This window comes from Phreatobacter sp. GW821-FHT04C01 (assembly GCF_059420385.1).
The window spans coordinates 725,886-752,308 of record NZ_JBWKTP010000003.1; the positions used below are offsets into that span (position 1 = coordinate 725,886).

General features: G+C 67.9%; 27 protein-coding genes. 15 read left to right on the forward strand and 12 right to left on the reverse strand.

Features of this window, described 5'->3' with window-relative positions; all coding sequences use genetic code 11:
* Window positions 1–31: 31 nt before the first annotated feature.
* From AC07WJ_RS15115 to AC07WJ_RS15130, 4 genes are all read right to left on the reverse strand, one after another.
* Window positions 32–1,462: an MATE family efflux transporter gene (locus AC07WJ_RS15115; protein WP_494935401.1), complete on the reverse strand. Its 1,431-nt coding sequence runs from the start codon at window positions 1,460–1,462 to the stop codon at window positions 32–34.
* A complete protein-coding gene (locus tag AC07WJ_RS15120; RefSeq protein WP_494935402.1) occupies window positions 1,459–3,300 on the reverse strand; it encodes a monovalent cation:proton antiporter-2 (CPA2) family protein in 1,842 nt (613 codons plus the stop codon). The genes AC07WJ_RS15115 and AC07WJ_RS15120 overlap by 4 nt, the downstream gene beginning before the upstream one ends.
* A 137-nt stretch (window positions 3,301–3,437) precedes the next feature.
* A complete protein-coding gene (gene tldD, locus AC07WJ_RS15125) occupies window positions 3,438–4,853 on the reverse strand; it encodes a metalloprotease TldD (protein ID WP_494935403.1) in 1,416 nt (471 codons plus the stop codon).
* 93 nt (window positions 4,854–4,946) lie between these two features.
* Window positions 4,947–5,492, reverse strand: a complete 546-nt coding sequence (locus AC07WJ_RS15130; RefSeq protein ID WP_494935404.1) for an invasion associated locus B family protein — start codon at window positions 5,490–5,492, stop codon at window positions 4,947–4,949.
* Between the two features lie 470 nt (window positions 5,493–5,962).
* Here AC07WJ_RS15130 and coxB point away from each other — a divergent pair, with 470 nt between their 5' ends.
* From coxB to AC07WJ_RS15175, 9 genes are all read left to right on the forward strand, one after another.
* Window positions 5,963–6,880, forward strand: a complete 918-nt coding sequence (gene coxB, locus AC07WJ_RS15135; protein ID WP_494935405.1) for a cytochrome c oxidase subunit II — start codon at window positions 5,963–5,965, stop codon at window positions 6,878–6,880.
* Window positions 6,881–6,931: 51 nt separating this feature from the next.
* Complete coding sequence (gene ctaD, locus AC07WJ_RS15140; protein WP_494935406.1) at window positions 6,932–8,557, forward strand: cytochrome c oxidase subunit I; 1,626 nt, start codon at window positions 6,932–6,934, stop codon at window positions 8,555–8,557.
* Window positions 8,558–8,751: 194 nt separating this feature from the next.
* Entirely contained in the window at window positions 8,752–9,642 is an 891-nt protein-coding gene (locus AC07WJ_RS15145) for a heme o synthase (protein WP_494935407.1), read from the forward strand.
* Between the two features lie 11 nt (window positions 9,643–9,653).
* Window positions 9,654–9,818 (forward strand): cytochrome c oxidase system small membrane protein, encoded by a 165-nt coding sequence (locus tag AC07WJ_RS15150; RefSeq protein WP_494935408.1) that lies wholly within the window; start codon window positions 9,654–9,656, stop codon window positions 9,816–9,818.
* Between the two features lie 8 nt (window positions 9,819–9,826).
* Window positions 9,827–10,432, forward strand: coding sequence for a cytochrome c oxidase assembly protein (locus tag AC07WJ_RS15155; protein WP_494935409.1), 606 nt, complete (start codon window positions 9,827–9,829; stop codon window positions 10,430–10,432).
* Window positions 10,433–10,488: 56 nt separating this feature from the next.
* Window positions 10,489–11,376, forward strand: coding sequence for a cytochrome c oxidase subunit 3 (locus tag AC07WJ_RS15160; protein WP_494935410.1), 888 nt, complete (start codon window positions 10,489–10,491; stop codon window positions 11,374–11,376).
* A gap of 211 nt (window positions 11,377–11,587) precedes the next feature.
* Entirely contained in the window at window positions 11,588–12,946 is a 1,359-nt protein-coding gene (locus tag AC07WJ_RS15165; RefSeq protein WP_494935411.1) for a M16 family metallopeptidase, read from the forward strand.
* The gene (locus AC07WJ_RS15170) at window positions 12,943–14,277 is read left to right on the forward strand and encodes a M16 family metallopeptidase (RefSeq protein WP_494935412.1); all 1,335 of its coding nucleotides are present in this window, start codon (window positions 12,943–12,945) and stop codon (window positions 14,275–14,277) included. The genes AC07WJ_RS15165 and AC07WJ_RS15170 overlap by 4 nt, the downstream gene beginning before the upstream one ends.
* 81 nt (window positions 14,278–14,358) lie before the next feature.
* Window positions 14,359–14,883, forward strand: coding sequence for an EF-hand domain-containing protein (locus AC07WJ_RS15175; protein WP_494935413.1), 525 nt, complete (start codon window positions 14,359–14,361; stop codon window positions 14,881–14,883).
* Between the two features lie 277 nt (window positions 14,884–15,160).
* Here the strand turns inward: AC07WJ_RS15175 and AC07WJ_RS15180 are convergent, their stop codons facing one another.
* The 4 genes from AC07WJ_RS15180 to AC07WJ_RS15195 form a co-directional block, all read right to left on the reverse strand.
* On the reverse strand, window positions 15,161–15,388 hold the full coding sequence (locus AC07WJ_RS15180) for a hypothetical protein (protein WP_494935414.1): 228 nt from the start codon (window positions 15,386–15,388) through the stop codon (window positions 15,161–15,163).
* Between the two features lie 11 nt (window positions 15,389–15,399).
* Complete coding sequence (locus AC07WJ_RS15185; protein ID WP_494935415.1) at window positions 15,400–15,585, reverse strand: hypothetical protein; 186 nt, start codon at window positions 15,583–15,585, stop codon at window positions 15,400–15,402.
* Between the two features lie 116 nt (window positions 15,586–15,701).
* Complete coding sequence (locus AC07WJ_RS15190) at window positions 15,702–16,466, reverse strand: SURF1 family protein (protein ID WP_494935416.1); 765 nt, start codon at window positions 16,464–16,466, stop codon at window positions 15,702–15,704.
* 23 nt (window positions 16,467–16,489) lie between these two features.
* Window positions 16,490–16,861, reverse strand: coding sequence for a DUF983 domain-containing protein (locus AC07WJ_RS15195; protein WP_494935417.1), 372 nt, complete (start codon window positions 16,859–16,861; stop codon window positions 16,490–16,492).
* A gap of 270 nt (window positions 16,862–17,131) precedes the next feature.
* On the opposite strand from AC07WJ_RS15195, the gene AC07WJ_RS15200 reads away from it, so the two are divergent.
* Both AC07WJ_RS15200 and AC07WJ_RS15205 read left to right on the forward strand, forming a co-directional pair.
* The gene (locus tag AC07WJ_RS15200; protein WP_494935418.1) at window positions 17,132–17,515 is read left to right on the forward strand and encodes a response regulator; all 384 of its coding nucleotides are present in this window, start codon (window positions 17,132–17,134) and stop codon (window positions 17,513–17,515) included.
* A gap of 108 nt (window positions 17,516–17,623) precedes the next feature.
* The gene (locus tag AC07WJ_RS15205) at window positions 17,624–18,313 is read left to right on the forward strand and encodes a protein phosphatase CheZ (protein ID WP_494935419.1); all 690 of its coding nucleotides are present in this window, start codon (window positions 17,624–17,626) and stop codon (window positions 18,311–18,313) included.
* A 30-nt stretch (window positions 18,314–18,343) separates the two neighbouring features.
* Here AC07WJ_RS15205 and AC07WJ_RS15210 read toward each other — a convergent pair whose 3' ends face one another.
* Window positions 18,344–19,219 carry a TIGR01459 family HAD-type hydrolase gene (locus AC07WJ_RS15210; protein ID WP_494935420.1) on the reverse strand — a complete coding sequence of 292 codons (876 nt, stop codon included), beginning with the start codon at window positions 19,217–19,219 and terminating at the stop codon, window positions 18,344–18,346.
* A gap of 124 nt (window positions 19,220–19,343) precedes the next feature.
* Between AC07WJ_RS15210 and AC07WJ_RS15215 the strand changes: the two genes are divergently transcribed.
* On the forward strand, window positions 19,344–19,802 hold the full coding sequence (locus AC07WJ_RS15215) for a nuclear transport factor 2 family protein (protein ID WP_494935421.1): 459 nt from the start codon (window positions 19,344–19,346) through the stop codon (window positions 19,800–19,802).
* A 12-nt stretch (window positions 19,803–19,814) separates the two neighbouring features.
* On the opposite strand, the gene AC07WJ_RS15220 is transcribed toward AC07WJ_RS15215, so the two are convergent.
* Both AC07WJ_RS15220 and purD read right to left on the reverse strand, forming a co-directional pair.
* Window positions 19,815–20,723 carry an alpha/beta fold hydrolase gene (locus AC07WJ_RS15220; protein ID WP_494935422.1) on the reverse strand — a complete coding sequence of 303 codons (909 nt, stop codon included), beginning with the start codon at window positions 20,721–20,723 and terminating at the stop codon, window positions 19,815–19,817.
* Window positions 20,724–20,798: 75 nt separating this feature from the next.
* Entirely contained in the window at window positions 20,799–22,085 is a 1,287-nt protein-coding gene (purD, locus tag AC07WJ_RS15225; RefSeq protein ID WP_494935423.1) for a phosphoribosylamine--glycine ligase, read from the reverse strand.
* A 73-nt stretch (window positions 22,086–22,158) separates the two neighbouring features.
* Here purD and xseA point away from each other — a divergent pair, with 73 nt between their 5' ends.
* Window positions 22,159–23,748 carry an exodeoxyribonuclease VII large subunit gene (gene xseA / locus AC07WJ_RS15230; protein ID WP_494935424.1) on the forward strand — a complete coding sequence of 530 codons (1,590 nt, stop codon included), beginning with the start codon at window positions 22,159–22,161 and terminating at the stop codon, window positions 23,746–23,748.
* A 6-nt stretch (window positions 23,749–23,754) separates the two neighbouring features.
* On the opposite strand, the gene AC07WJ_RS15235 is transcribed toward xseA, so the two are convergent.
* Window positions 23,755–24,738 carry an alpha/beta hydrolase gene (locus AC07WJ_RS15235; protein WP_494935425.1) on the reverse strand — a complete coding sequence of 328 codons (984 nt, stop codon included), beginning with the start codon at window positions 24,736–24,738 and terminating at the stop codon, window positions 23,755–23,757.
* A gap of 96 nt (window positions 24,739–24,834) precedes the next feature.
* Between AC07WJ_RS15235 and AC07WJ_RS15240 the strand changes: the two genes are divergently transcribed.
* Both AC07WJ_RS15240 and AC07WJ_RS15245 read left to right on the forward strand, forming a co-directional pair.
* A complete protein-coding gene (locus tag AC07WJ_RS15240; protein WP_494935426.1) occupies window positions 24,835–25,647 on the forward strand; it encodes a LytTR family DNA-binding domain-containing protein in 813 nt (270 codons plus the stop codon).
* A 39-nt stretch (window positions 25,648–25,686) separates the two neighbouring features.
* Complete coding sequence (locus AC07WJ_RS15245; protein ID WP_494935427.1) at window positions 25,687–26,373, forward strand: alpha/beta hydrolase; 687 nt, start codon at window positions 25,687–25,689, stop codon at window positions 26,371–26,373.
* The last annotated feature ends 50 nt before the right edge of the window (window positions 26,374–26,423 follow it).

Here is a 26,423-nt window from a genome sequence, read left to right on the forward strand (position 1 = left end):
GCGGCTATCTAATCATGCCCTCGCGGGATCGTCACTGGCCGGCGGTTGCGCCCTTGCCCGAGGTGAAGGGCGACTGCGCGGTCGGCGGGCCGACGGGAACCGGCGGATCCTCGACCGGCCTGGCGGCGCTGCGGTCGATCACCTTGAAGCATATCAGCACCGAGATGATGCCGAACACGATGCCGCCGATCGATTGGCCCGCGATAATGCCTTCCGCCCCATGGGACGGGCCGCCGAGCCAGGCGCCGAGCATGGCGAAGGGAATGGTGCCGAGTGTCGCCCGCGCCCAGTTGAGCGCCGTGGAATAGGTCGGGAAGCCGAGATTGTTGAAAGCGGCATTGCCGACGAAAACCGCGCCGTTGAACGCCCAGGCGAGCGAGGCGTAGACGCAGAAGAAGCTGATCACCGCGGCCGCCGTGCCGGTCGCGTCGAAGGCCTTGACCACATAAGGCGTCATGATCAGCAGGATCAGCCAGACGACGACACCATAGAGGCTCATGAAGATCAGCGAGTCGATGAGCGTCTGGCGGACGCGCGGGAACAGCCGGGCGCCGACATTCTGGCCCATGATCGGCCCGACCGCGCCCGACAGCGCGAAGAAGGCGCCGAAGGCCACCGGCACCACCCGCCCGACCACCGCCCAGCCGGCGACCGCGCCATCGCCGTAGCGGGCGATCATGGCGGTCACGACGCTGTTGCCGACCGGCGTGGCGAGATTGGTCAGCACCGCCGGCACCGCGATCGCCGCCAGCGGCTTGGCGTCGGCGAGCGTGCCGGCCAGCGTCGGCCGGGTGGTCAGCCGATGCACCTTGGTCACCGCGTAATAGCCGAGCCCCATCATGGCCATGCGCGCGATGATCGAGGCGATGGCGGCGCCGTCGACGCCGAGCCCGCACAGGAAGATCAGGATCGGATCGGCGATCGCCGTGATGATGCCGCCGGCCAGCGTCACCCACATGGCCCGTTTGGCATCGCCGACCGCGCGCAGGATGCTGGAATACATCATGCCGAGGCCGAGAAAGCCGGTCGCCGGCACGACCATCCACAGGAAGCGGTCGGCAATGGCATGCGTCCGTCCGGTCGCACCGAGCAGGCTGAGCACGGCGCCCGAGACCGGCAGCAGGCCGAGGCTGATCACGGTCATGCCGATGGCCATGAAGATCAGGCTCGACGTGCCGAGCCGGCGCGCCCGCTCGCGGTCGCCGGCGCCCAGCGCCCGGGCGACCAGGGCGGTTCCGGCGATCGACAGGCCGATGCCGAAGGAGGTCAGGAAGAACAGCACGGTGCCGGCATAGCCGATCGCCGCCGCCAGCTCCTGTTCGCCGAGCCGGGCGATATAGAACAGGTTCAGCAGGTCGACCACGAAGATCGCGATCAGGCCGACGGCACCGGTGACCGTCATGTCGATCACGTGGCGCATCGTCGAGCCCTGGGTGAATTTGGCCGGGGGCGCCAGGGTCATCCGGAAAATCTCGTCTCGTCGGTGAGCACGTCTTCGGCCTCGGCGTTGAGCGCGCGGGCGCGTCGGGCGGGCTCGACCAGCGGCGTCGGGGTCACCTGGGGATGCATCAGGTGCGCGCCGGCCTGGATACCGTCATGCTGCTGCAGTTCGAGGCGGGCCGCGTCGCGTTTGCGCAAGTCGGCGACGACCTCGGCCGCCTGGTCCGGTTCGATGCCGAGCGCCACCAGCGCCTCCTGACCGAACACCAGGGCGCTTTCGAACACCTCGCGCGTCTCGAAATCGACACCCTGGGCCCGCAGGGCCAGGGTGTGCTGTCGGTCGAAGGAGCGGACGAACAGCTTGGCCAGCGGGAACTCGGCCTTCACCAGCTCGACGATCTTGTCGGCGACGTCGCGTTTGTCGACGCAGACGCAGATCAGCCGGGCGGCGCCGGCACCAGCGGCGCGCAGCACGTCGAGCCGGGTGCCGTCGCCGTAATAGATGCGGAAACCGAAAGTGCCGGCGGCCTGGATCATCTCGACGTCGTTGTCGATGATGGTCACCTCGGCGCGTTGCGACAGCAGCGCCTGGGAAATCACCTGGCCGAACCGGCCGAAGCCGATCAGCAGCACGTCGCCCGACAGGCCTTCGGCGATCTCGACGTCGTCGAGCGACTGGGACGGCGCCGTCGTGAGGGCGCCGAGCGCCATCAGGGCGAGCGGCGTCAAGACCATCGAGATGATGACGATGGCGGTCAGGACGGCATTGGCGTTCGCGTCGATCAGGCCGGCGCTGCTCGCCGCCGCATAGAGCACGAAGGCGAATTCGCCACCCTGGGCCATCATCACGGTGCGCTCGAGCGCTTCCGCGTGGTCGGATTTCAGCAGGCGCGCCACGGCATAGATGCCGGCCGCCTTGGCCAGCATATAGGCCGCCACATAGGTCGCCACCGTCTGCCATTCGGCGATGACGACCGACAGGTTGAGCGACATGCCGACGGCCATGAAGAACAGGCCGAGCAGGATGCCGCGGAACGGTTCGACATCGGCTTCGAGCTGGTGGCGGAAGGTCGATTCCGACAGCAGGACGCCCGCCAGGAACGCCCCCATCGCCATCGACAGGCCGCCCAGCTGCAGCGCCAGCGCCGAACCGAGGACGACCAGCAGGGCGGCCGCGGTCATCACCTCGCGGGCGCCGTAGCTGGCGAGCAGCCGGAAGAACGGGTTGAGCAGATAGCGGCCGGCGACGATCAGCCCGGCGATCGCCGCGATGCCGATGGCGACGGGAATCAGCCGCGAGGCCAGGCCGCCTTCCGGCGCGCCGGAGACCGTCGGCGCCAGAAACACCACCAGCGCCAGCAGCGGCACGATGGCGAGATCCTCGAGCAGCAGGATGGAGACCATCTTCTGGCCGGTCGGGGTGTTGATCTCGCCGCGCTCCTCCAGGGTCTGCATGACGATGGCCGTCGAGGTCATCACGAAGCCGGCGCCGGCGACGAAGGAGACCGCCACCGGGAAGCCGCCGGCGATACCCGCCGCGGTCAGCAGCACCGAGCAGACGCTGACCTGCAGCACGCCGAGCCCGAAGATCTGCCGCCGGAGGCTCCACAACCGCGCCGGCCGCATCTCCAGGCCGATGATGAACAGGAACATCACCACGCCGAGTTCGGCGACGTGCAGGATCGCCGCCGGGTCGGAGAAGATCCTGAGGCCGAACGGTCCGATGGCGAGGCCGGCGGCGAGGTAGCCGAGGATCGAGCCGAGCCGTAGCCGGCGGAACAGCGGAACAGCGATAACCGCGGCCGCGAGCAAGGTCACGGCCGGCACGACAAAGGCGGTGGGAGAATGTTCGACGGCCATGCGCTCGCGATGTTCGGAAGGAAGGAGAAGACAGACCCTAACTTATGCGGCGCGCCGCGCATCGGCATCCCTGGTGTTATCCCGAGGGTGCCGCGCCGGCCTCGGGGACGGGGCGGGCCCGGTCACCGGCCCCGGCGTCAGCCGGTGCCGCCGACCGTGATCTTTTCCATCTTGAGGGTCGGCTGGCCGACGCCGACGGGCACCCATTGGCCGGCCTTGCCGCAGGTGCCGATACCGGTGTCGAGGTCCATGTCGTCGCCGATCATGCTGACCCGCTTCATGTCCGCGGGGCCCGAACCGATCAGCATGGCGCCCTTGACCGGCGCGCCGACCCTGCCGTTTTCGATCCGATAGGCCTCGGTGCATTCGAACACATATTTGCCCGAGGTGATATCGACCTGGCCGCCGCCGAAATTGACCGCGTAGAGGCCGTTCTTCACGCTGGCGATGATCTCGTCCTTGGTGTGCTCGCCGCCCAGCATATAGGTATTGGTCATGCGCGGCATGGGCGTATGGGCATAGCTCTCGCGCCGGCCGTTGCCGGTCGGCGCGACGCCCATCAGCCGGGCGTTCTGGCGATCCTGCATATAGCCGACCAGCACGCCGTCGGCGATCAGCACGGTGCGGTGGGAGGCGGTGCCTTCGTCGTCGATCGAGATCGAGCCGCGCCGGCCCGACAAGGTGCCGTCGTCGACGACGGTCACGCCCTTGGCCGCGACGATCTCGCCCATCAGCCCGGCAAAGGCCGAAGTGCCCTTGCGGTTGAAATCGCCTTCCAGGCCATGGCCGACGGCTTCGTGCAGCATCACACCCGGCCAGCCGGGACCGAGCACCACGTCCATTTCGCCGGCGGGCGAGGGAACGCTGTCCAGATTGACCAGCGCCTGGCGGATCGCCTGGTCGCAGGCGTCCTTCCAGCGCCCCTCGGTGATGAACCCGGCATAGCCGGCGCGTCCGCCGAGGCCATGCGACCCGGTCTCCTGCCGGTCGCCGGAGCCGGCGACCACCGAGACGTTCAGCCGCACCAGCGGCCGGATATCGCGATAAAGGCCGCCGTCGGCGCGCAGGATCTCCACCACCTGCCAGGACGCGGCGAGCGAGGCGGTGACCTGGCGCACCCTCGGCTCCTGGTCGCGGGCATAGGCGTCGATCGTTTCGAGCAGCTTGACCTTTTCGGCGAAGGGCGGTCCGTCGAGCGGGTTTTCGTCGCCGTAAAGACGGACATTGGTGCGGCCGGGGGCGGCGGCGAGCGTGCCGGAATAACCGCCGGCGACCGCGCGCACGGTTTCGGCGGCGCGCTTCAGCGCCGCTTCCGAAACGTCCGAGGAGTGGGCATAGCCGATGGCCTCGCCCTTCACCGCGCGCAGGCCGAAGCCTTGCGAATTGTCGGTCCCGGCTTGTTTCAGCCGGCCGTTGTCGAACAGCAGGGACTCCGACTGACGATATTCCAGGAACAGTTCGCCGTCATCGGCGCCCTCGAGCGCCTTGGCGACGATCGCCTTGACATCGGCGGCGTCGAGGTCTGCACGGGCGAGCAGCGAGAGATCGGTCATCGGGGCGTTCCGGGGCAATGCGGGCCGCCTGCCGGCGGGTCCCGTCCATGGTCTCTATATATGTAGGCGGCCAGCCGCCCCGGCGCGAGCCGGTCAGGGCAGGGCGGCGAAGCCGTCCTTGAAGCCGTTGAGCGAGACCGGCACGCCGATGCCCTCTTCCGGCGTCTGGAAGATGATGAAGGTGGCGGTCTGGCCAGCCGACAGCTGGTTGAGCAGGGCGTCCTCTATGACCACCTCGGCGACACAGCCCGAGGGCAGGCAGCGGACGAACCCGGCGCGCCCGACATCGGCATTGTCGATCTTCAAGCCGAGCCCCGACGGCAGCAGCACGCCGAGCGGCGCCAGCACGCGCAGGAGCCGCGCGCGTCCGTCGGCGGTCTTCAGCGCGATGATCGTCAAGGCGACGTTGGGCCGGTCCTCGGCCGCGACGTTCTGCACCAGCGCGCATTGCTCGGCGCGCGAACCGGGCGGCGTGTCGCAGCGGATCTGCCAGTCGCCATGGGTGGTGCGGACCGCGCCCTGGGCGCGCGCGGGGGCGCTGGACACGCCGACCAGCGCCGCGAGCGACAGGCCGAACGCCATCGCCATCGGTCCGAGGCCGGATCGCCCAGGCAGCCGGATCGAGAACGGCTTGGTCATTGGTAGGGCTCCCAAGAGTTGGAATTCGCTGGAGCGAAAGCCTGATCGAATCGCTCGGCCGGACGGCCGGACCTCTCCAGGCAAGGGAGGGACCATCCCACCGTAACCCTGTCAAGGCTGACAGCCAAATGCCCGTGCGTCATGCCGATTTGGCCGTGAATGTCGCCTTTGGGCGGATTTCATGATGCTGTCGTCGAGTTTATAACGAGTTTAGGCTAGATGTGATCGGGGCGCCGCACAGGGCCCCATCGGTCGCATTGCGAGCATGGCGTTTTTGTGTTTCAAGGGGGCCGAAAGCCCCTCCTTTCACAGTGTGCGGCGTATCCCTTGACGGTGCGCGCCCGGCCGGGAAGTGAAGGGTCTTTGCCCGCGAGGCAGCACCCGAGCGGTGCGCAAGACGCGAACGGATGAACAAGATCGGGCTCGAAATCACGTTATGTGTTCGGGTCGAGGATATGGAGCGGAAGAACATGCGTGAGGCGATGCGGAACGGCGCGTCGGCGGGACGGAGCGGAGCCATCGCGCTCCTCGGCGCCGTCGCGCTGCTTGGCGCCCTTGGTCCGGCCATGGCGCAAACCCCGGGTCTGGGCCAGCCCGAACTGGGGGGTATCAACTTCCAGGTCGCGGCCTCGCCGATCATGGAATTCATTCACTGGTTCCATAACGCCTTCCTGCTGCCGATCATCGTGATCATCTGCGTCTTCGTGGCGGGCCTGCTGCTGTGGTGCGTCTACCGGTTCAGCGAGAAGCGCAATCCGGTGGCCTCCAAGACCACCCACCATGTCGGCCTCGAGGTCGCCTGGACGGTGATTCCGGTGTTTATCCTGATCATCATCGCGGTGCCGTCGTTCCGCCTGCTCTACCAGGAGCTGACGATCCCGCGCTCGGACCTGACCGTCAAGGCGATCGCCTCGACCTGGAAATGGTCCTACGAATATCCCGACAACGGCAATTTCAGCTTCGTCTCGACCATGCAGAGCGAGCAGGAGATCGCCGAGCGCGTCGCCAAGGGCACGCCGCGGTCGGAAGTGCCGCGCCTGCTGGCCGTCGACAATGAAGTGGTCGTGCCGGTCAACAAGGTCATCCGGGTTCAGGTCACCTCGTCCGACGTGATCCACGCCTTCGCGCTGCCGTCCTTCGGCGTCAAGGTCGACGCGGTTCCGGGCCGGCTCAACGAGACTTGGTTCCAGGCCACCCGCGAGGGCATCTTCTACGGCCAGTGCTCGGAGCTCTGCGGCAAGGACCACGCCTTCATGCCGATCGCCTTCCGGGTCGTGTCCGAACAGGCTTTCGCGGCCTGGCTCGAAGAGGCCAAGAAGAAGTTCGCCGCCGCCGACCAGCCGACCGCTGTCGCCGCCGCCACCACCGACCTTCCCGCGGCGCGCTGACGCGCCGCTCCTGAATTCATAACCGACACCAGCTGTCGAGGACTTGAACTAATGGCTCAGGCTCACGCGTCCCCCGATCACGCGCATGACGACCACGCGCATGATGATCATGCCCATCCGACCGGGTGGCGTCGCTACGTCTATTCGACGAACCACAAGGACATCGGCACGATGTATCTCGGGTTCGCGATCCTCGCGGGCCTGTTCGGCTTCGCGCTGTCGATCGGCATCCGGCTCGAGCTCATGGAGCCGGGCATGCAGTACTTCACCAATTCGCAGACGTTCAACGTCTTCACCACCGGCCACGGCGTGATCATGATCTTCTTCATGGTCATGCCCGCGATGATCGGCGGTTATGCCAACTGGTTCGTGCCGATCATGATCGGTGCGCCGGACATGGCCTTCCCGCGCATGAACAACATCTCGTTCTGGCTGTTGCCGCCGGCACTGGGACTGCTGCTCATCTCGCTGTTCGTCGAAGGCGCGCCCGGCACCCACGGTTTCGGTGGCGGCTGGACCATCTACCCGCCGCTGTCGGTCTCCGGCCATCCGGGCCCGGCGATGGACTTCGTCATCCTGTCGCTGCACCTGGCCGGCGCCTCGTCGATCCTCGGCGCCATCAACTTCATCACAACCATCTTCAACATGCGCGCCCCCGGCATGACGCTGCACAAGATGCCGCTGTTCGCCTGGGCGATCCTGGTCACGGCCTTCCTGCTGCTCTTGTCGCTCCCGGTTCTCGCCGGCGCGATCACCATGCTGCTGACCGACCGCAATTTCGGCACGACCTTCTTCGATCCGGCCGGCGGCGGCGACCCGATCCTGTTCCAGCACCTGTTCTGGTTCTTCGGCCACCCCGAGGTCTATATCCTCATCCTGCCGGCCTTCGGCATCGTCAGCCACATCATCTCGACCTTCTCCAAGAAGCCGGTCTTCGGCTATCTCGGCATGGCCTATGCCATGGTCGCGATCGGTGTCGTCGGCTTCGTCGTCTGGGCCCACCACATGTACACGGCCGGTCTGTCGACCGCGACGCAGGCCTATTTCGTCGCCGCGACCATGGTCATCGCGGTGCCGACCGGCGTGAAGATCTTCTCCTGGATCGCCACCATGTGGGGCGGTTCGATCCGGGTGACGACGCCCATGCTCTGGGCCATCGGCTTCATCTTCCTGTTCACCGTGGGCGGCGTCACCGGCGTGGTGCTGGCCAATGCCGGCATCGACCGCGCGCTGCACGACACCTATTACGTGGTGGCCCATTTCCACTACGTGCTGTCGCTCGGCGCCGTCTTCGCCATCTTCGCGGCCTGGTATTACTGGTTCCCCAAGATGAGCGGCTACATGTATTCCGAGTTCCTCGGAAAGCTGCACTTCTGGGTCACCTTCGTCGGCGTCAACCTGGTGTTCTTCCCGCAGCACTTCCTCGGCCTGCAGGGCATGCCGCGCCGCTATGTCGACTATCCCGATGCCTTCGCGACCTGGAACTTCGTCTCCTCGATCGGTTCCTACATCGCCGGCGTCGGCGTGCTGATCTTCCTGACCGGTATCGTGCTCGCTTTCTCCCGCAAGGAAAAGGCCGGCGAGAATCCGTGGGGCGAGGGTGCGACGACGCTCGAATGGACGCTGTCCTCGCCGCCGCCGTTCCACCAGTTCGAAGAATTGCCGCGCATCAAGTAAGCGCCATCGGGCGAACCGGCTTATCGACAAGCGGCAGCCCGGGGCTCATGCTCCGGGCTGCCTGACCACCCGGACGGCGCAGGCCGTTCCGAGATCATCTGACAGGGCCGGATGCAACCTGCAGCCGGCACGAGACGGGTAAAGAGCACGCTTTGGCTTTCGTCGACGATACAAGTGGAGCAAGCCGCGCGGCCATGGTGAGCCAAGCGACGCCGGGAGATTTCATTGCGCTGCTGAAGCCGCGCGTGATGTCGCTCGTCGTGTTCACCGCGCTGGTCGGCATCGTGCTGGCACCTGGCTCGCTGCATCCGGTGCTGGCCGCCGCCAGCCTCCTGTGCATCGCGGTCGGAGCCGGCGCCTCGGGCGCGCTCAACATGTGGTACGACGCCGATATCGATGCGCTGATGACGCGCACCGCCAAGCGTCCGATCCCCGCCGGCCGGGTCTCGCTGAGCGAGGCGCTCGCCTTCGGGCTGATCCTTTCGGCCTTTTCCGTGCTGGTGCTCGGCCTGGTCGCCAACTGGCTGGCCGCCGGCCTGCTCGCCTTCACCATCTTCTTCTACGTCGTCGTCTATACGATGTGGCTGAAGCGCTCGACGCCGCAGAACATCGTCATCGGCGGCGCCGCCGGCGCCTTCCCGCCGATGATCGGCTGGGCCGCGGTGACCGGCACCGTGTCGCTCGAGGCGACGGTGCTGTTCCTGATCATCTTCTTCTGGACGCCGCCGCATTTCTGGGCCCTCGCGCTCATCAAGTCGGACGACTACGCGCGTGCCGGCGTGCCGATGCTGCCGGTGGTGTCCGGTGAGGCCGAGACCCGCAAGCAGATCCTGATCTATTCCATCCTGCTGGCGCCGCTCGGCGTCGCGCCCTGGTTCCTCGGCTTTGCCGGCATCGGTTATGCGATCACCGCCATCGCCGGTGGCCTCGGCATGCTCGTCGGAGCCATCGAAGTCTATCGGCTGCGCGAGGGCGCGCCGGCCCGCAAGGCGGCCGGCCGGCTGTTCGGCTTCTCGCTGATCTACCTGTTCGCGCTCTTCGCCGTGCTCCTGGTCGAGCAGGGCCTGATCGCCCGGTATCTGTAATGGGGCGTGTCATGGCCAGTGAAGACCGCGAGCCGGGGATCATCCTCACCGACGAGGAAAAGAAGCGTCGCAGGCAGCGCAATGTCGCCATCGCGCTGACGCTTGCCGCGCTCTGCGTGCTGTTCTGGGCGGTGACCCTGGTGAAGGGCCCGGCCATGTTCATTCGTCCGATGTAAGGCGCGACATGAGCGAACCATCGACCAAAGAGACTGCCAAACGGAGCTGGGCACGCGACCTGAAGGTCGGCGGCGCCGCTCTCGGCTTCGGCCTGTTCATGTTCGGCGCGGCCTACGCCATGGTGCCGCTCTACGACATGTTCTGCCGGCTGACCGGCTTCGGCGGCGCCACCATGGTGGCCGAGCGCCCGGCCGACCGCGTCGTCGACCACGCGATCGACGTGCGCTTCGACGCCAATGTGGCGCCGAGCCTGCCCTGGCGGTTCCAGGCCGAGACGCCGCGCCAGACCGTCAAGGCCGGCGAAACCCATACCATGGCCTACAAGGTCACCAATCTGTCGGACCAGCCGGTGACCGGCATGGCGAGCTACAATGTCGCGCCGCTCGGCACCGGCCGCTTCTTCAACAAGCTGCAATGCTTCTGCTTCACCGAGCAGACGCTGGGCCCCCATGAAACGCGTGAATTCAGCGTCGTCTATTTCGTCGATCCGGCCATCGCGGACGATCCGGAAGGGCGCACGGTCAACACCATCACGCTGAGCTATACCTTCTTCCGACAGGCGCAAGCAGCACGGCCGGTGGCCGGAGCGGCGACCTCCGTCCGGGTGAACTGACCATAGACGAGACAAGCGGGCGCGAGCCCCGACAAGGGAAACCGGAGAGACCAGCAATGGCCGAGGCCCATACCAAGCATCACGACTATCACCTCGTGCCCCCGAGCCCATGGCCGTTCATCGGTTCGATGTCGGCTTTCGTCATGGCGGTCGGCCTCATCATGTGGATGAAGGCCATGCCGCTCGCCGGCCTGAAGCTCGGCCCGGTGCTGTTCTTCGCCGGCTTCATCGGCGTGCTCTACACCATGTTCGGCTGGTGGTCGGACGTGATCAAGGAAGGCCAGCAGGGCGATCATACCCGGGTCGTCTCGCTGCACCTGCGCTACGGCATGATCATGTTCATCGCCTCCGAGGTGATGTTCTTCGTGGCCTGGTTCTGGGCCTATTTCGACGCCTCGCTGTTTCCCGGCGAGACGCACCAGTACCTGCGCACCGAGCTGACCGGCGGACATTGGCCGCCGAAGGGCATCGAGACCTTCAACCCGCTGCACCTGCCGCTGCTTGGCACCATGGTGCTGCTGCTCTCGGGCACCACGGTCACCGCCGCCCACCACTATATCGTCACCGGCGAGCGGCAGACCGCGAAGATGTATCTGTGGTTCACGGTGGCGCTCGGCGCCCTGTTCACCACGCTGCAGGCCTACGAATATTCGCATGCCCATTTCGGCTTCTCCGGCCATATCTACGGCGCCACCTTCTTCATGGCGACCGGCTTCCACGGCTTCCACGTCATCATCGGCACGATCTTCCTGCTGATCTGCGTGCTGCGCCTCTACCGGGACACGCATCTGACGCCGGAAAAGCATTTCGGCTTCGAGGCGGCCGCCTGGTACTGGCACTTCGTCGACGTGGTCTGGCTGTTCCTGTTCGCCTGCATCTATGTCTGGGGCTACGGCTGGGCCGGGGCCGCGGCGGGCGCTGCGACGGGCGCCGGCGGCCATTGACGCGGCCGACGCGCAAGGCTTCGATATCTTGGACAGGGGCGGCTTTGGCCGCCCCTTCGTTTTGTGGCGTAAGGCTTGCTGCTGGCGAGGCAAGGCCGGCCAATGGCGCCGCCTTGCCGGTGGCGGTGATCACGCTTTAGCCATCGTGCCGCGCTTGATGAAAAAATATACTATCTAGAGTTCCGACCTCTTATCCGCGGTGACCCTTCCCATGCCGATCACGCGCCGCTCCTTCACCTCGACCCTTGCCGCGAGCTCGCTGCCCGCCTTGATGCCGCAACTGGCGGCGGGCGCCGTGCCGATCGAACGGGTGGTCCGCCACGTTCTGCCGAACGGCCTCGAGGTCATCGCCATCCCCGATCACCGGGTACCGGTGGTCACCCATATGATCTGGTATCGGGTCGGCTCCGCCGATGAAGTGCCCGGCAAGTCCGGCATCGCCCATTTCCTCGAGCATCTGATGTTCAAGGGCACGGCGCGGGCCCCCGGCGACACCTTCTCCAAGGCGGTCACCGCGGTCGGCGGCACCGAGAATGCCTTCACGTCCTACGACTACACCGGCTATTTCCAGCGCGTCGCGCGCGAGCACCTGTCGACCATGATGGAGTTCGAGGCCGATCGCATGACCGGCCTGGTCCTGACCGACGCGGTGGTCGATCCCGAACGCGACGTCGTGCTGGAGGAGCGCAAGAGCCGCACCGACAATGATCCGGGCGCCCGGCTGTCGGAAATGTTCTCCAACACGCTGTGGCGCGGCCATCCCTATGGCGTGCCGGTCATCGGCTGGGAGCGCGAGATCCGCCTGTTGAACCGGGACGATGCGCTGGCTTTCTACCGGCGCCACTACGCGCCGAACAATGCCGTCCTGGTGGTCGCCGGCGACGTCACGGCCGACGAGATCCTGCGCTTCGCCGAGGCGAGTTACGGCCGCGTCGCCGCCAATCCGGCGATCAGGCCGCGGTCGCGGCCGCCGGCGCCCGTCCATGCCGCCCGCGAGCGGGTGCGCCTCGCCGATGCGCGGGTCGCCCAGCCCAGCATGACCCATTCGGTGATCGTGCCGTCTTATGCGACGGCGGCGCCGGGCGAGGCGGAAGCCATCGAAATCCTCGGCCAGGTGGCCGGCAGCAGCCCCAACGGCCGGATCTTCAAGGCGCTGGTCACCGACCAGGGCCTGGCCGCCGGTGCCGGGGCCTTTTACGCCGGCGCGGCGCTCGGCGACGGCCGCTTCGGCGTCTATGCCTCGCCGCGTCCGGGCGTGTCGCTCGATCGCCTCGAGGCGGCGATGATCGAGGTGACCGGCCGGCTCGTGCGCGACGGCCTCACCGAGGAGGAGCTCACGCGCGCCAAGACGCGCCTGATCGCCGACTCGATCTTTTCCCAGGACAGCCAGGCCTCGATGGCGCGCATGTACGGCGCCGCCCTGGTCTGCGGCTCCACCGTCGCCGACCTGCAGGACTGGACCAATCGGGTGCGCAGGATCACCGTCGCCGATGTCCACGCGATCGCTGGACGGGCGCTGGATCTGGACCGTGCGGTGACCGCTGAACTCGTGCGCCAGGACAACGGATGACTTCGCTTCTTACGTTTCGCCGTTTCCTGTCGGGGGCTTTCGCCATGACCGCCGCTCTCCTGTCCGCTCCCCCCGCCGCCGAAGCCGCCAGCCGGATCGAGCGGGTGATCTCGCCCGGCGGGATCGAAGCCTGGCTGGTCCGGCAGACCCACCTGCCGATCATCGCGATGGATTTCTCCATGCGTGGCGGCGCGGCGCAGGACCCGCCCGGCCGGCCGGGCACGGCCAGCCTGATGGCGGCGCTGCTCGACGAGGGCGCCGGCGATCTGGACGGCGAGGCGTTCAGCAAGCGGCTCGAGGACCGGGCGATCGAGATGTCGTTCTCGGCGGGGCGCGACACCTTGTCCGGCGCGGTCAGGATGTTGAGCGAGCACCAGGGTGAAGCCTTCGCGCTGCTCAAGCTGGCGCTCAGCCGGCCGCGCTTCGACGGCGCGCCGATGGAGCGCATCCGGCAATCCGTGCTGGCCAATATCCGGCGCGCCTCGACCAATGCCAATGCCATCGCGGCCGAGACCTTCTGGGCGACCGCTTTCCCCGGACACCCCTATGGCCATCGCACCATGGGCACGACCGAGAGCGTCCAGGCGATCACCCGCGACGAGCTGGTCGCCATGCACCGGCGGGTCGTTTCGCGGCAATATCTGAAGATCGCCGTCGTCGGCGACATCACGCCGGAAGCCCTGGCGGTGGTGCTCGACGATGTCTTCGCCGGCCTGCCGGCCAAGGCCGACCTGACGCCGGTGCCGGAGGTGACCATGGCGGCCGGCGGCGAGCGCCGGGTGATCGCGCTCGACGTGCCGCAAACGGTTATTTCGTTCGGCCTCGCCGGCCTGAAGCGCAGCGACCCCGACTTCATTCCGGCTTTCGTGATGAACCACATTCTCGGCGGCGGCTCCCTGTCGTCGAGGCTCTATACCGAGGTCCGGGAGAAGCGTGGGCTGGCCTATTCGATCTCCTCGGGTCTTGCCGCGCTCGACGCGGCGGGCCTCATGACCGGCGGGACCTCGACACGCAACGACCGGGCCGCCGAGAGCCTGGCCGTCATCGAGGCGGAGCTGGCGCGCATGGGCGCGGACGGCCCGACCGAGGCCGAGCTCGATCAGGCCAAGCGTTATCTCGTCGGCTCCTGGGCGCTGCGTTTCGAGACCTCGAACGCCATCGCTTCCAACCTGATTCGCATCCAGCTCGACGGTTTCGGGCCCGACTATCTCGACCGGCGCAACGGCCTGATCGAGGCGGTGACGATCGAGGACGTCCGCCGGGTGGCGAAACGCCTCCTCGGCGACCCGAGGCTCCTGGTGGTGGCTGTCGGCCGGCCGATCGGATTCTGACCATATCGGCCCAGCGCCTGGCGCTGGCACATATCCTGCGAGGCTCGTCCCATTACCACGGACGATCCCAAGGGAGCGGTCATGTACGGACTGGCACTCGGCCTGATGGCCGGCGCGGGAAATAGCATCGGTTCTGCGGCGAATTCCGCCGGTTCCTCAGGCAATTCAGGGGGTTCCAAGAAGCTCGACCGCATGTTCGAGCGGCTCGACACCAACAAGGACGGCCAGATCTCGCAGGCCGAGTTCATGGTCTCTGGGCAAAATCTGCAGCCCGGCTCGGCAGAATCCGCCACCGGCACCCCGTCGGACGGTGCCGGTTCGGCCAATTCGTCCAGCGCGCGCCGCAATCTGTTCAAGGCGATGGACACCAATGGCGACGGCAATATCTCGAAGGAAGAGGCCTCCGCCTTCTCGGCCCAGAAGACGGCGGCCCGCGCCGCGCTCCTGAGCATCCAGGAGCAGTTCGGCAGCGGCCAGCCCACCAGCAGCACCGGCACCCGTCGCCAGCATCATCACGCCAACGCCGTTCAGCCGATCCAGGCGGTCCAGGCGAGCACCAGCGTCACGCCGGCGACCGTCACGCCGCCGCCCGCCACCGCGGTCTGAGACCGCCTGGTGGCGGCCGGCTAGTCCGGCGCCCGGCACGCGCCATGGCTCAGGACCATGCGAATGTCGGTCGCCGTCCAGCGCGCGTGGCCGAAACAGGGAATGCCCCTGGCATTGAGCAAGTTGGCGATAATGGCGTGATGGCCGACGCCGCGCGCCAGGTAGTCGCGAATGAGCGGCAGCGTCGCCTCGACGAAAGCCGCGAAGACTTCGGCCCAGAGCTGCTGCTCGTCGCATCCGGGCCGGCGGGGCTCGGCCGCGACGGCCGCGGCGGCGCTCAGGACGTCCCCCGCATGAAGGACGGTTCGATCGGCTCGGCGCTGAGGGTGACGACATTGTCATGGCCACCCTCGGCAAGGGCGAAGCGGATGGCATCCTTGCGGGTCCGGAAGACGCCCTCGGCGCTGCCGTCGAGGTCGCGCGCCGTCCACAGGCCATGGGAGGACGGACCAACGACGAAGAGATGCGCCTGGGGCGGGCGGGAGCGGGCGATGGATTGGGGCATGTCGGTCGGCCTCAACGCAGCACGAAGACATAGGCACGCAGCGCAAGTGCCGCGATGAGCGGCAGCGCCAGGCAGCCGGCGAGCAATGCGAAGCCGAGGACCCGCCGCGTCGCCGACGCAATCGGACGGATCGGCAATTCCACGCGGGCGGGGATGTGCGGGCGTAGCCGCCGGGGCTCGTGAACCATCGAAACCATGTCGACCTCCTTCGGTCGCCATGGATGTAGGAGCCGGCACCGTCAGGCCGCCATTCGGATTCGGGGGCCGCCGCATAAGCGGCGTACAAAGACGCCGGGACGGGCGCCGCCGCCGCTCAGGCGGTGCCGCGCCATTTCTGGATGGCGAAAGCCACGAACACGCCGATCAGGGTCAGCGCCAGCCCGAACCAGGTCAGGGCATATTCGAAATGCTTGTTCGGAAAGACCAGGCGTGTCTCGCCGCCCTGCGGCAGGCCGCCCGGCACGGCCATGGCGTCGGCATCGATCGAGAACGGGGCGGTGCGGCCGGCGTCGAGCCCGAGGGTCCGGATGATCAGGGGCGTGTCGCGGGTGTAGAACAGCCGGCGCGTCAGGTCGTCGGGGGCGGCGAACCAGCCGCGCGGCTCGGGAAAGCGCAGGAGGCCGGTGATCGTGACCGGCCCGGTCACCTGTCCCGCGGCACGGGTCGCGGGATCGCGCCGGTCGGTCGGCACGAAGCCGCGATTGACCAGCACCGTGGTGCCGTCGGCGGTCACCAGTGGCGTCAGCACCAGATAGCCCTGGCCCTGCGGGCGTCCGGCCTGGCCGGGCCGTTCGCTGTCGCCCGCCAGCGTGTAGACATAGGCCTCGGCCTCATGGCGGAACGAGCCGGTGATCGAGACGCGCCGGTATTCGTCGGCATCGGCGGTCATGGCGGGCCATGCCGCCGGCGGCGGCAAGGCCGCGGGCGAGCCATGCGCGCGGGCCTCGACCTGGGCGATCAGGCCGGATTTCCAGGCGAGCCGCGAGAGCTGCCAGGAGCCGAGCCCGATCAGCACGGCAAGTGCCGCGAAGGTGAAAAGGCCCGGAACGAGAAGCGGACGGAGGCGGGAGGCGGTCATGGGGCTTGCGCGTAAAGGCTCGGTCACTGGTTGTCGAGCCGTCCCTCATGGGCCTTGTTGACATATTGGAGAGCGATCATCACGCCCTTCATCGGCCGCAGCAGGCCGAGCGTCGCGATCAGGATCAGCGGCCCCCAGAGCAGGGCATGCAGCCAGAATGGCGGCTGGTAGCGAAACTCGACGAACAGGGCCAATCCGCAGATCAGGAAGCCGGCGATGAGAATGACGAAGACCGCCGGGCCGTCGCCGGCGTCGGCGAAGGAATAGTCGAGCCCGCAGGCGCTGCACTGGGCCTTGGGCGTCAGGAAGCCGTCGAACAGCGCACCTTCGCCGCAGCGCGGGCAGCGGCAGCGCAGCCCGGTCGAGAATGGCGATTGCTCTTGGTAATAGGTCATGCGGCGGCTCCGACGAAGGCGGCAGTCTATCGCGGAAGCCCTGATGGCGCGAGCGCCCTGGCGGAATCCGGTCCAACCAATCTGTAACCTTAAGAAAATCTGCCGCGCGCCGCGCCTGAAAGGCGCCGCTTTTCACCAGCCGAATACCGTCCCGTTAACCGCTTCTTCAACGCTGATCTCTAGTTTTCCGGGCAAGAAGCCTCGCTCGACTGGGCTTCCACGACATTCCGACGGGGCTACCAGCATCGTCGCGGCCTTGGAGCAGGTTAGATGGCTGTTGATCTCTCGATGCCGATCCTCGTGGTCGACGATTACAACACGATGATCCGTATCATCCGCAATCTTCTGAAGCAGCTCGGCTTCGACGACATCGACGACGCGTCGGATGGCTCGGCCGCGCTGGCGAAGATGAAGGAGAAGAAATACGGCCTGGTCATCTCCGACTGGAACATGGAGCCGATGACCGGTTACGAGCTGCTCAAGGAGGTCCGGGCCGACGGCTTCCTGGCGCGCACGCCGTTCATCATGGTGACCGCCGAATCCAAGACCGAAAACGTCATCGCCGCCAAGAAGGCCGGCGTGAACAATTACATCGTCAAGCCGTTCAACGCCCAGACCCTGAAAGCCAAGATCGACGCGGTCTTCGCCGACTGACGGCCGCGAGGCATCCCCGCATGTTCCGCCTCCGGCGCGCGGCGAGCCGTGACGGCTTGCGCCGATCGGGCCATCGCCACCGCCCGGCCCCAAGGAATGGGTAATGCCATGAAGAGCGTTTCCACCGAGCATCTGGACCGGATCGTCGAGTTTGTTCGCGCCAAGCGCGAGCGCGACGTCTCCCTGGCCGACGTCGTCGGCCTGGCCGAAGTGACGGTCGAATCGCTTTCCAGCTTCTTCCGCTCGATCGATATGTCGGTCTACCGGGAATTGTCCGATATCGCGGCCTTCATCACCAATATGAAGGCGGAGATCGGCCGGCTGCAGCCGAACGATCTCAAACAGAGCCGCATTCCCGCCGCCGGCCTCGAGCTCGACGCCATCGTCAAGGCGACCGAAAAGGCGACCGACACGATCATGAGCGCGGCCGAAGAGGTCATGGCGGCGGACATGTCCGACCCGGCGGCCTACAAGACCATCGTCGATGACCGGATGATGCTGATCTTCGAGGCCTGCTCGTTCCAGGACATCACCGGCCAGCGGGTCGCCAAGGTGGTCGAGACGCTGAAACACATCGAGGCGCGCGTCTCGCGTTTCGCCGAAGCGATCAACGCGGCGGACGCCGAAGGCTACATGACCGATGCCGAGCGCCAGCGCGAGGAGCGCAAGCTGCAGAACATCCTGCACGGTCCGCAGCTGGACGGCGAAGGCGTCGGCCAGGGCGACGTCGATGCCCTGTTCGACAAGCCGCTGCCCGCCGCGACCAACCAGGACACCATCGACGCCCTGTTCAAATAGACCCGGGGCGGGTTGCCCGCGGTCAGGCGCTCACCAGCTCAGCCTGGGCATGACATAGCGTGGATGCAGGCCGGTCTCGGCCAGCAGGGCGGCGAGGCCCTCGGGTTTCAGGCCGTCCGGGCCGAGCAGCATCTCGGCGTGAATGCCCTCGGCCAGGAACAGGCAATCCAGCCCCATCCGCGCGGCGCCGGCCACGTCGGTGCGCATGGCGTCGCCGATCGCCAGGACACGGTTGCGGTCGGCCGGCCTGCCGGTGATCCGCTGGGCAAAGTCGAAACAGGCCTCATAGGCCGGCTCGAACGGTTTGCCGGCATAAAGCACCTCGCCGCCCATGGCCTGATAGCGGTCGCCGATCGCGCCGGCGCAATAGATCAGGCTGTCGCCGACCTCCACGACCTTGTCCGGATTGCCGCAGACGAAGAACAGGTTGCGGGCGCGCATGCGCTCGAGCCGCTCGTCGTAATCCTCGGGCGTCTCGTTGCGGTCGTCGGTCAGGCCGGTGCAGACCACATAGGCGGCATCCTCGATGTCGACGAGGCGGGTGCCGATATCCTCGAACAGCACCAGGTCGCGCTTGGGCCCGACATGATGCACCGGCTCGCCCGGCCGGGTGCGGATATAGTCGCGCGACACGTCGCCCGAGGTGACCACCGCGTCATAGGCCGCGCGCGGAATGCCCAGGCGGTCCAGCTGGCCGACCACCACCGGGCTCTGCCGCGGCGCGTTCGAGATCAGCACCACCGGCACGCCCTGGCGACGCACTGCCATCAGGGCGGCGGCGGCGGCCGGATGCGCCTTCATGCCGTTATGCAGGACGCCCCAGACGTCCGACAGGACGAGATCGTACTGGCTGGCAATGGCGGAAAGGCCGTCGAGGCTCGGCGGCAAGGCAATGGTGCTCGTCATGGCCTTGGGGGTTAAGGGGTCGAGGGCGTCGCGGTCAAGTGAGCGAAGCGCGCGATGCCGCCAGATCGTGCTTGCCCGCTGCCCGGTTCTGGATGAGGTTTGCCGGAAACCGGGGGAGGGCATGATGCCAGGCACGTCGCCGCGAGACATCGCGGAAGCATTCTACGAGGCCTTCGCGGCCCGCGATGCCAAGGCGATGGGCGCGCTTTATGCCGATGACGCGACGTTCGAGGACGCGGTCTTCGGCCGCCTCGATGCCGCGCGCACCCGCATCATGTGGCGGCTGCTGCTCGGGCGGTCCACGGATCTCGCCGTCTCCTACACGATCGAGGCGGCGGACGAGACGACGGCGCGCGTCGCCTGGACCGCCGGCTATACGTTCAGCCAGACCGGCCGGCCGGTGGTCAACAACGTCACCGGCACGCTGGTGTGCCGGGACGGCCTGATCATCAGCCACAAGGACGTGTTCAGTTTCTGGCGCTGGTCGCGTCAGGCGCTCGGCCTGCCCGGGCTGCTCATCGGCTGGACCCCGTTCCTCCAGGCCAAGGTCAGCGCCAGGGCGCGCAAGACGATTGGACTTTAGCGCTTCTTCGCGTCAGCTGATCGGCTTCCGCAGGAACGGCAGCAGGGCGGCCAACGTCCCCTGCGGGTTCTCCTCGGGAAGGAAATGGCCGGCGTCGACCGCCTCGCCGCTCACCTTGGGCGCGAACAGCTTCCAGGCATCGAGCGGGCTGGCGCCGGCGGAGGGAATGCCGGCCGAGCCCCAGACGGCATGCACGGGGCAATCGATGGTCCTGGCCGCCGCCTTGTCGGCCTCGTCGGCCCTGAGGTCGACGGTGGCGCCGGCGCGATAGTCCTCGCAGCAGGCATGCACGCGGCTCGGTTCGTTGAAGAAGTCGCGATAGTGCTGCAGCGCCCGGGGGTCGAACGGCTTCAGCGTGCCGTCCTTGCTCCAGAGGCTGAGCTTCGATTCGAGATAGCGCGTCGTATCCTTGAGGATCTCGGCCTCGGGCACGCCTTTCGGGCCGGACAGGAAAATCCAGTGTTCGGTCCTCGGCGAGGGCGCGGCCTTGATCCGCTCCCACATGACGATGGTCGGCACGATGTCGAGGAGCGCCAGCCGCTCGATCCGGCCGGGGTGGTCGAGCGCCATGCGGTAGCCGACCCGCGCGCCGCGGTCATGGCCGACCACGGCGAAATGGACGTGGCCGAGCTGTTCCATCACCTCGATCAGGATCGCGGCCATGTCGCTCTTGGCATAGGGAAAATGATTGCTGCCCTCGGCGGGCGCCACCGACCAGCCATAGCCCGGCAGATCCGGCATCACCAGCGTGAAGGCGCCGGCAAGCTCGGCCGCGATGCGGTGCCATTCCACATGGGTCTGCGGAAAGCCGTGGATGAGCAGGAGCGGCGGCCCCTTGCCCCCCGAGCGGGCGAAGATCTTGCCGATCGAGGTGTCGATCCAGTGGGACGCGAAGCTCGGAAACAGATCGGAGGTGGCCATGGTTGCTCCAGCTAGCGGTCAGGCCAGACTAGCAGTCCCCGCGGGCAACGATAGTCCGGCTGATCCGGCGCAACCCTAACGCTTGGCGGCACGCTCCCGTTCCACCGCGCGCCAGCCGATATCGTGGCGGAAGAAGCCGCCCGGCCAGTCGATCCTGGCGACCGTCTCATAAGCCCTGGCCTGGGCTTCCGCGACAGTCGCGCCGGTCGCGGTGACGTTCAGCACGCGCCCGCCATTGGCCACCAGCTGGCCGTCCTTCAGAGCGGTGCCGGCATGGAAGATCTCGGCGCCGTCGAGCGCCGTCAATTGATCGAGACCGCGAATGACCGAACCCTTCTCCGGCGCCGCCGGATAGCCCTTGGCCGCCATCACCACGGTCAGCGCCGCCTCGTCGAACCAGCGCGCGCTCATGGTCTTCAGCTGCCCGTCGACCGCGCCGAACAGCAGCGTCAGAAGATCGTCCTTCAGGCGCATCATCAGCACCTGGCACTCGGGGTCGCCGAAGCGGCAGTTATATTCGATCAGCTTCGGCCCTTCGGCCGTGATCATCAGGCCGGCGAACAGCACGCCCTGGAACGGATGGCCCTTGGCCGCCATCGCGGCGAGTGTCGGCTGGATGATGTCGGTCATCGTCTGGTCGATCAGCGCGGGCGTCATCACGGCGGCCGGAGAATAGGCGCCCATGCCGCCGGTATTCGGCCCGGTATCGCCGTCGCCGACCTGCTTGTGGTCCTGGGCGGTCGCCAGCGCCAGCGCGCTCCCGCCGTCGCAGAGCGCGAAGAACGAGGCCTCCTCGCCGGTCATGAATTCCTCGACCACCACCGCCGCGCCGGCTTCCCCCAGGCCGCCGGAGAACATCATGTCGACGGCATCCAGCGCCTCGGTCAGCGTCATGGCGACGACCACGCCCTTGCCGGCGGCGAGACCATCGGCCTTGATCACGATCGGCGCGCCCTGGGCGCGGATATAGGCCTTGGCGGGCTCGGGCTGGGTGAAGCGCTCATAGGCCGCGGTCGGAATGCCGAAATCCCGGCAGAGGTCCTTGGTGAAGCCCTTCGAGCCTTCGAGCTGGGCGGCGAACCGCGTCGGCCCGAAGGCCTTGATGCCCTGGGCGTTGAGGTCGTCGACCAGGCCCGCGACCAGCGGCGCCTCGGGACCGACCACCACCAGGTCGATCCTGGCGGACAGGCAGAAGGCCACGACCGCCGCGTGATCGGTCACGTCGACGGGCACCAGCGTCGCCATTTCGGCGATGCCGGGATTGCCGGGCGCGCAATAGAGTGTGGTGAGCAGCGGGCTGGCCGAGATCGCCCAGGCCAACGCATGTTCGCGGCCACCGCCGCCGATCAGGAGCACGTTCATGGATGACCTCGATGACGTCGTCGCCCGCGTGGCTTAGACAAGGATCTCTTCTCCGGCAACGGATTCGGCAGGAATGACCGACATAGCGCCTTCGAATGCCTCCGAAATATCGGTCACGGAACTCGCTTCCGCCATCAAGCGGACGGTGGAGGACGCCTTCGGTTTCGTCCGCCTGCGCGGCGAGATCTCGGGTTTCCGCGGCGCGAGCCCGTCGGGCCACGTCTATTTCCGCCTGAAGGACCAGGGCGCCGTCATCGAGGCGGTGATCTGGAAGGGCGTGTTCGGGCGCCTGCGGTTCAAGCCGCAGGAAGGCCTGGAGGTGATCGCCACCGGCCGGGTCACGACCTTTCCGGGCTCATCGAAATATCAGATCGTGGTGGAGAGCCTGGAGCCGGCGGGTGTCGGCGCGCTGATGGCGCTCCTGGAGGAGCGTCGTAAGAAACTCACCGCGGAAGGCCTGTTCGATCCCGCCAGGAAGCGGCCCTTGCCTTATTTGCCCGGGGTCGTCGGCGTCGTCACCTCGCCGACCGGCGCGGTCATCCGCGACATCCTGCACCGGTTGGAAGATCGCTTTCCGCGCAGCGTCCTGGTCTGGCCGGTGCGGGTCCAGGGCGAGGGCAGCGCGGCCGAGGTCGCCGCCGCGATCCGGGGCTTCAACGCCATCGATGCCGACAGCGACCTGCCACGGCCCGATGTGCTGATCGTCGCCCGCGGCGGCGGCAGCCTGGAAGACCTGTGGGGCTTCAACGAGGAAATCGTCGTCCGCGCCGCGGCCGAGAGCCGGATCCCGCTGATCTCGGCGGTCGGCCACGAGACCGATACCACGCTGATCGATTTCGCCGCCGACCGGCGCGCGCCGACGCCGAGCGCGGCCGCCGAAATGGCGGTGCCGGTGCGTGCCGACCTGATCCTCGAGATCGGCGACCTCGCCCGCCGGCACGGCGCCGGCATCCGGCGCCTGTTCGAGGACCGCCGCACCGAGTTGCGCGCCGCCATGCGCGCGCTGCCGGATGCCGAGCGGCTGCTGGAGGCCGCCCGCCAGCGCCTCGACGGGGCCAGCGAGCGCCTGCCCAATGCGCTGCGCGCCAATGCCGCGGCGCATCGCACCCGGCTGGTGCGCGCGACCGGGCGGCTCGCGCCGGGTGTGCTGATGCTGCGGCTCGGCCGCGCCAGGGACGGCATCGCCGCGCTGAGCGCCCGTGCCGGAACCGCCCTGGGGCGGCGGGTGGAAACGCGCCGTCAGGGCTTTTCGTCCCTGTCGGACCGGCTGTCGCGTTCGCTCGGCGTCTATGCGACCGCGCAGAGCCACCGCATCGCCCGCGACGGCGAGCGCCTGGCGAGCCTGTTCGCGCGCGCGCCGCGTGCCCTCGACCTGATCGTCCGGCGCCGCGGCGACCGGCTCGAGGCCGCCGCCAAGCTGCTCGGCGCCTTGTCTTATCAAGGTGTGCTGGCGCGCGGCTTCGCGCTGGTGCGCGATGCCGCCGGCCGGCCGCTGCGCAGCGTCGGCGCGGTCACACCCGGCCTCGCCCTGTCGATCGAGTTCGCGGACGGACGGGTCGCGGCCCGCGTCGAGGGCGACGAGCCGCCGCGGCCTGTGCCGGCGCGCGCCGAACCGAAGCCGGCGCGCAAGACGGGTGGCGAAGGCCAGGGCAGCCTGTTCTGAGCCTGGTTATCGCGCCCGGAGCAGCCTGAGGGATGTGCGGACGATGGCTTCGGTCGCGGCCGGCTCGATCACCATGCCCATGTGATCGACACCGGCGAGCACCTCGACGCCGATGCGCGGATTGGCGGCGCTGATCTCGGCGGCATAGGCCGAGGCGACGAACAACTGGTCGTCGGCGCCGATCAGCACGGCGGTCGGCCGGTCGATGCGGCCGAGCGCCTCCTGCCAGTCGCGCGGCAGGCTCATATTGGCCAGCAGGCGGTGGGAATAGACCCGCGCGCGCTTGCCCTGGGCGTCCGGCGGCACGGCATAGGCAACGGCCGCAAGGCCGTCGAAGGCCGAAATGCCGAGCCGGTTGAGCAGGGACAGCGCCACGATCCGGGGAACCGCCGCATTGGCCCAGCCGCCGGTATCCGGTCGATTGGTGCGCGACCTTGCCGAGATGAAGGGCGACAGGGCGAGATAGGCATCGAACCGGTCGGCGATCGGCTCGCCGGCGACGCGCAGGATGAAGCCGCCGCCGAGCGAATGCCCGAGCAGCAGCCGCCGTTCCGCCGGGAACCGTTGCGTGACGACGCCGAGGAGATCGACCAGGTCATCCTCCAGCTGGCCGCGATAGCCGATATCGCCGAGCGTTCCGCTCTCGCCATGCCCCCTGACGTCGATGGCGTAGGTATTGATCCCTTCGGCCGCGAGAGCCTGTCCGACGGCGTGCACGGCAATCGCCAGTCCGGTCGATCCGTGCACCGCGATGGCGACGCCGCCGCCCGGCCGTCCCTCGTAGAACCGGTAGGCCAGCCGCGTGCCGTCGCGCGCCGTGAAGAACGCATAGGGCGGGGTGGCGCCGGCCAGGCGTCCGAGTTTCTCGTCGGCCTGCGACATGGCCGGCAGCGGCGGCGGCGTCGCCGGCCGGGACAGCCCGAGCGTCGCGGCGAAGGCCGCGACGACGCAGGCGATGAGGGCGACGGGAATGACGATCAGATATTTCAAGACAGGGCCCCTTCGATTGGCGCGAGGCCCGATTGCCTAGCCAGGAGGCGCGGCCTAGTCTGCGCAAACTTCGCCAACGGCATGGTTTCTTCGCCAATGACCAGTCTCGCCCCGGCGCGTCTGCGCTCCCACCCCCTGGCGGGGCACCTCCTGGTTCCGGCCTGTCTGGTCGGGCTCGGCCTGACGCTCGGCCTGGTCGGCCCCTTCGGCACTTATCTCGGCATGGGGCTGCCGGTCAGGCTCATGCATTTCGTCGCCAATGTCATCGTGATCGGCGCCCTGGTCGTGCTGGTCTCCGCATTGACGCGGCGGCTGCTGTTCCAGGGCCAGCCCTTGCCGCTGTGGGCCATGCTCGCGATCGCGGTCGTCATGGCCCCGCCGGGCGCGCTGATCGTCAGGGCCCAGCTGCAGCTCTGGGCGCCGCAGGTGCTTCCCTATGTGACATGGGGCGAATTGACCCTGCAGACGCTCACCGTCAACGTCCTGATGAGCGGTCTCGCCTGGACCGTCCGAACTTATCGGCGACCGGCCTCGCCGCAGCGGCCGGAGGCCGTTCCGGTGGTTGCCGCGGTTGGGCCGGCATCGGAGGTCCGTGGCGGCGACGATGCGCTGAGGGCAAAGCTCCCGGCCGCGCTGCGCCATGCAAGGCTCATCGCGCTCAGCGCCGAGGACCACTATCTGCGCGTCCATACCGATCGCGGCAATGCCCTCATCCTCATGGGCCTGTCCCAGGCGATCGAGAGCCTCGGGTCCGAGCGGGGCCTGCGCATCCATCGCTCACACTGGGTCGCGTCCGAGGCGCTGGCCGGACGCAGGCGCGGCGCCGCTGCCACGGCTCTGACGCTCGATTGCGGTCTTGTCCTGCCGGTGAGCCGCAGCGGCCGCCGGCTGCTCGCCGAAGCCGGCTGATCCGGCCCATGAACCCCGAAAAAGACCATCGGAGATGACATGATGAGGTGGGCCCTGGCGACCTTGGTCGCGGTGTTGTCGACATGTGCGCTTGCCCAGGCCTCCGAACTGGTTCCCCAGTTCGGCAATTCGGCCACGCTCGACAGGCCGGCGGGCCGTCCGCGTGGCAGCATCATCCTCATGCCGGGTGGTGACGGGCGCCTGGCCATCCAGGGCGACGGCAGCGTCATGGCGTTGCGCGGCAACCAGCTGGTCCGTACGCGCCAGGCCTATGCGGCCAGGGGCTTCGCCACGCTGACGCTCGATGCCGGTGCCAGCCCGGCCCAGGCGGTCGACTATATGCGGACGATCGCGCGCCCCGTCGTGGTGGTGGCGACGAGCCGGGGCGCCACCCGCGCGCCGGCCGCGCTTGCCGGCCGTCCCGATGGCTTGGTCCTGACCTCGGCCATGCTCGACACGTTCCAGGCCTATGCCGGTTCGCCCGCAGCCCTGCCGCGAACCCTGGTCATTCATCACCGCCAGGACGGCTGCCGGGTGACGCCACCCTCGCTGGTCGAGCCTTTCGCGGCCTGGGCCGGCGGGCGCGTCCGCGTCGTCTGGCTCACCGGCGGGGTCGACCGGGGCGATCCGTGCCAGGCCGGCGGGCACCATGGTTTCGCCGGCCTCGACGGACAGGTCGTCTCGCAGATCGTCGCCTTCGCGAGTTCTCTCAGGGTGTCGCGCTGACGGCGTGCTCCAGGCCGTCGCCGGCCATCCCGCGGCTCGAAAAAAAGTGA

What these genes read in the sequence shown, in the direction of transcription:
- purD (WP_494935423.1), bottom strand. Translation starts at nt 22,085, where the DNA reads ATGAACGTGCTCCTGATCGGCGGCGGTGGCCGCGAACATGCGTTGGCC.
- AC07WJ_RS15130 (WP_494935404.1), bottom strand. Translation starts at nt 5,492, where the DNA reads ATGACCAAGCCGTTCTCGATCCGGCTGCCTGGGCGATCCGGCCTCGGA.
- AC07WJ_RS15170 (WP_494935412.1), top strand. Translation starts at nt 12,943, where the DNA reads ATGACTTCGCTTCTTACGTTTCGCCGTTTCCTGTCGGGGGCTTTCGCC.
- coxB (WP_494935405.1), top strand. Translation starts at nt 5,963, where the DNA reads ATGCGTGAGGCGATGCGGAACGGCGCGTCGGCGGGACGGAGCGGAGCC.
- AC07WJ_RS15145 (WP_494935407.1), top strand. Translation starts at nt 8,752, where the DNA reads ATGGTGAGCCAAGCGACGCCGGGAGATTTCATTGCGCTGCTGAAGCCG.
- AC07WJ_RS15245 (WP_494935427.1), top strand. Translation starts at nt 25,687, where the DNA reads ATGATGAGGTGGGCCCTGGCGACCTTGGTCGCGGTGTTGTCGACATGT.
- AC07WJ_RS15240 (WP_494935426.1), top strand. Translation starts at nt 24,835, where the DNA reads ATGACCAGTCTCGCCCCGGCGCGTCTGCGCTCCCACCCCCTGGCGGGG.
- AC07WJ_RS15120 (WP_494935402.1), bottom strand. Translation starts at nt 3,300, where the DNA reads ATGGCCGTCGAACATTCTCCCACCGCCTTTGTCGTGCCGGCCGTGACC.
- AC07WJ_RS15190 (WP_494935416.1), bottom strand. Translation starts at nt 16,466, where the DNA reads ATGACCGCCTCCCGCCTCCGTCCGCTTCTCGTTCCGGGCCTTTTCACC.
- ctaD (WP_494935406.1), top strand. Translation starts at nt 6,932, where the DNA reads ATGGCTCAGGCTCACGCGTCCCCCGATCACGCGCATGACGACCACGCG.
- xseA (WP_494935424.1), top strand. Translation starts at nt 22,159, where the DNA reads ATGACCGACATAGCGCCTTCGAATGCCTCCGAAATATCGGTCACGGAA.
- tldD (WP_494935403.1), bottom strand. Translation starts at nt 4,853, where the DNA reads ATGACCGATCTCTCGCTGCTCGCCCGTGCAGACCTCGACGCCGCCGAT.
- AC07WJ_RS15180 (WP_494935414.1), bottom strand. Translation starts at nt 15,388, where the DNA reads ATGCCCCAATCCATCGCCCGCTCCCGCCCGCCCCAGGCGCATCTCTTC.
- AC07WJ_RS15210 (WP_494935420.1), bottom strand. Translation starts at nt 19,219, where the DNA reads ATGACGAGCACCATTGCCTTGCCGCCGAGCCTCGACGGCCTTTCCGCC.
- AC07WJ_RS15215 (WP_494935421.1), top strand. Translation starts at nt 19,344, where the DNA reads ATGCCAGGCACGTCGCCGCGAGACATCGCGGAAGCATTCTACGAGGCC.
- AC07WJ_RS15175 (WP_494935413.1), top strand. Translation starts at nt 14,359, where the DNA reads ATGTACGGACTGGCACTCGGCCTGATGGCCGGCGCGGGAAATAGCATC.
- AC07WJ_RS15220 (WP_494935422.1), bottom strand. Translation starts at nt 20,723, where the DNA reads ATGGCCACCTCCGATCTGTTTCCGAGCTTCGCGTCCCACTGGATCGAC.
- AC07WJ_RS15150 (WP_494935408.1), top strand. Translation starts at nt 9,654, where the DNA reads ATGGCCAGTGAAGACCGCGAGCCGGGGATCATCCTCACCGACGAGGAA.
- AC07WJ_RS15200 (WP_494935418.1), top strand. Translation starts at nt 17,132, where the DNA reads ATGGCTGTTGATCTCTCGATGCCGATCCTCGTGGTCGACGATTACAAC.
- AC07WJ_RS15160 (WP_494935410.1), top strand. Translation starts at nt 10,489, where the DNA reads ATGGCCGAGGCCCATACCAAGCATCACGACTATCACCTCGTGCCCCCG.
- AC07WJ_RS15205 (WP_494935419.1), top strand. Translation starts at nt 17,624, where the DNA reads ATGAAGAGCGTTTCCACCGAGCATCTGGACCGGATCGTCGAGTTTGTT.
- AC07WJ_RS15165 (WP_494935411.1), top strand. Translation starts at nt 11,588, where the DNA reads ATGCCGATCACGCGCCGCTCCTTCACCTCGACCCTTGCCGCGAGCTCG.
- AC07WJ_RS15185 (WP_494935415.1), bottom strand. Translation starts at nt 15,585, where the DNA reads ATGGTTTCGATGGTTCACGAGCCCCGGCGGCTACGCCCGCACATCCCC.
- AC07WJ_RS15115 (WP_494935401.1), bottom strand. Translation starts at nt 1,462, where the DNA reads ATGACCCTGGCGCCCCCGGCCAAATTCACCCAGGGCTCGACGATGCGC.
- AC07WJ_RS15155 (WP_494935409.1), top strand. Translation starts at nt 9,827, where the DNA reads ATGAGCGAACCATCGACCAAAGAGACTGCCAAACGGAGCTGGGCACGC.
- AC07WJ_RS15195 (WP_494935417.1), bottom strand. Translation starts at nt 16,861, where the DNA reads ATGACCTATTACCAAGAGCAATCGCCATTCTCGACCGGGCTGCGCTGC.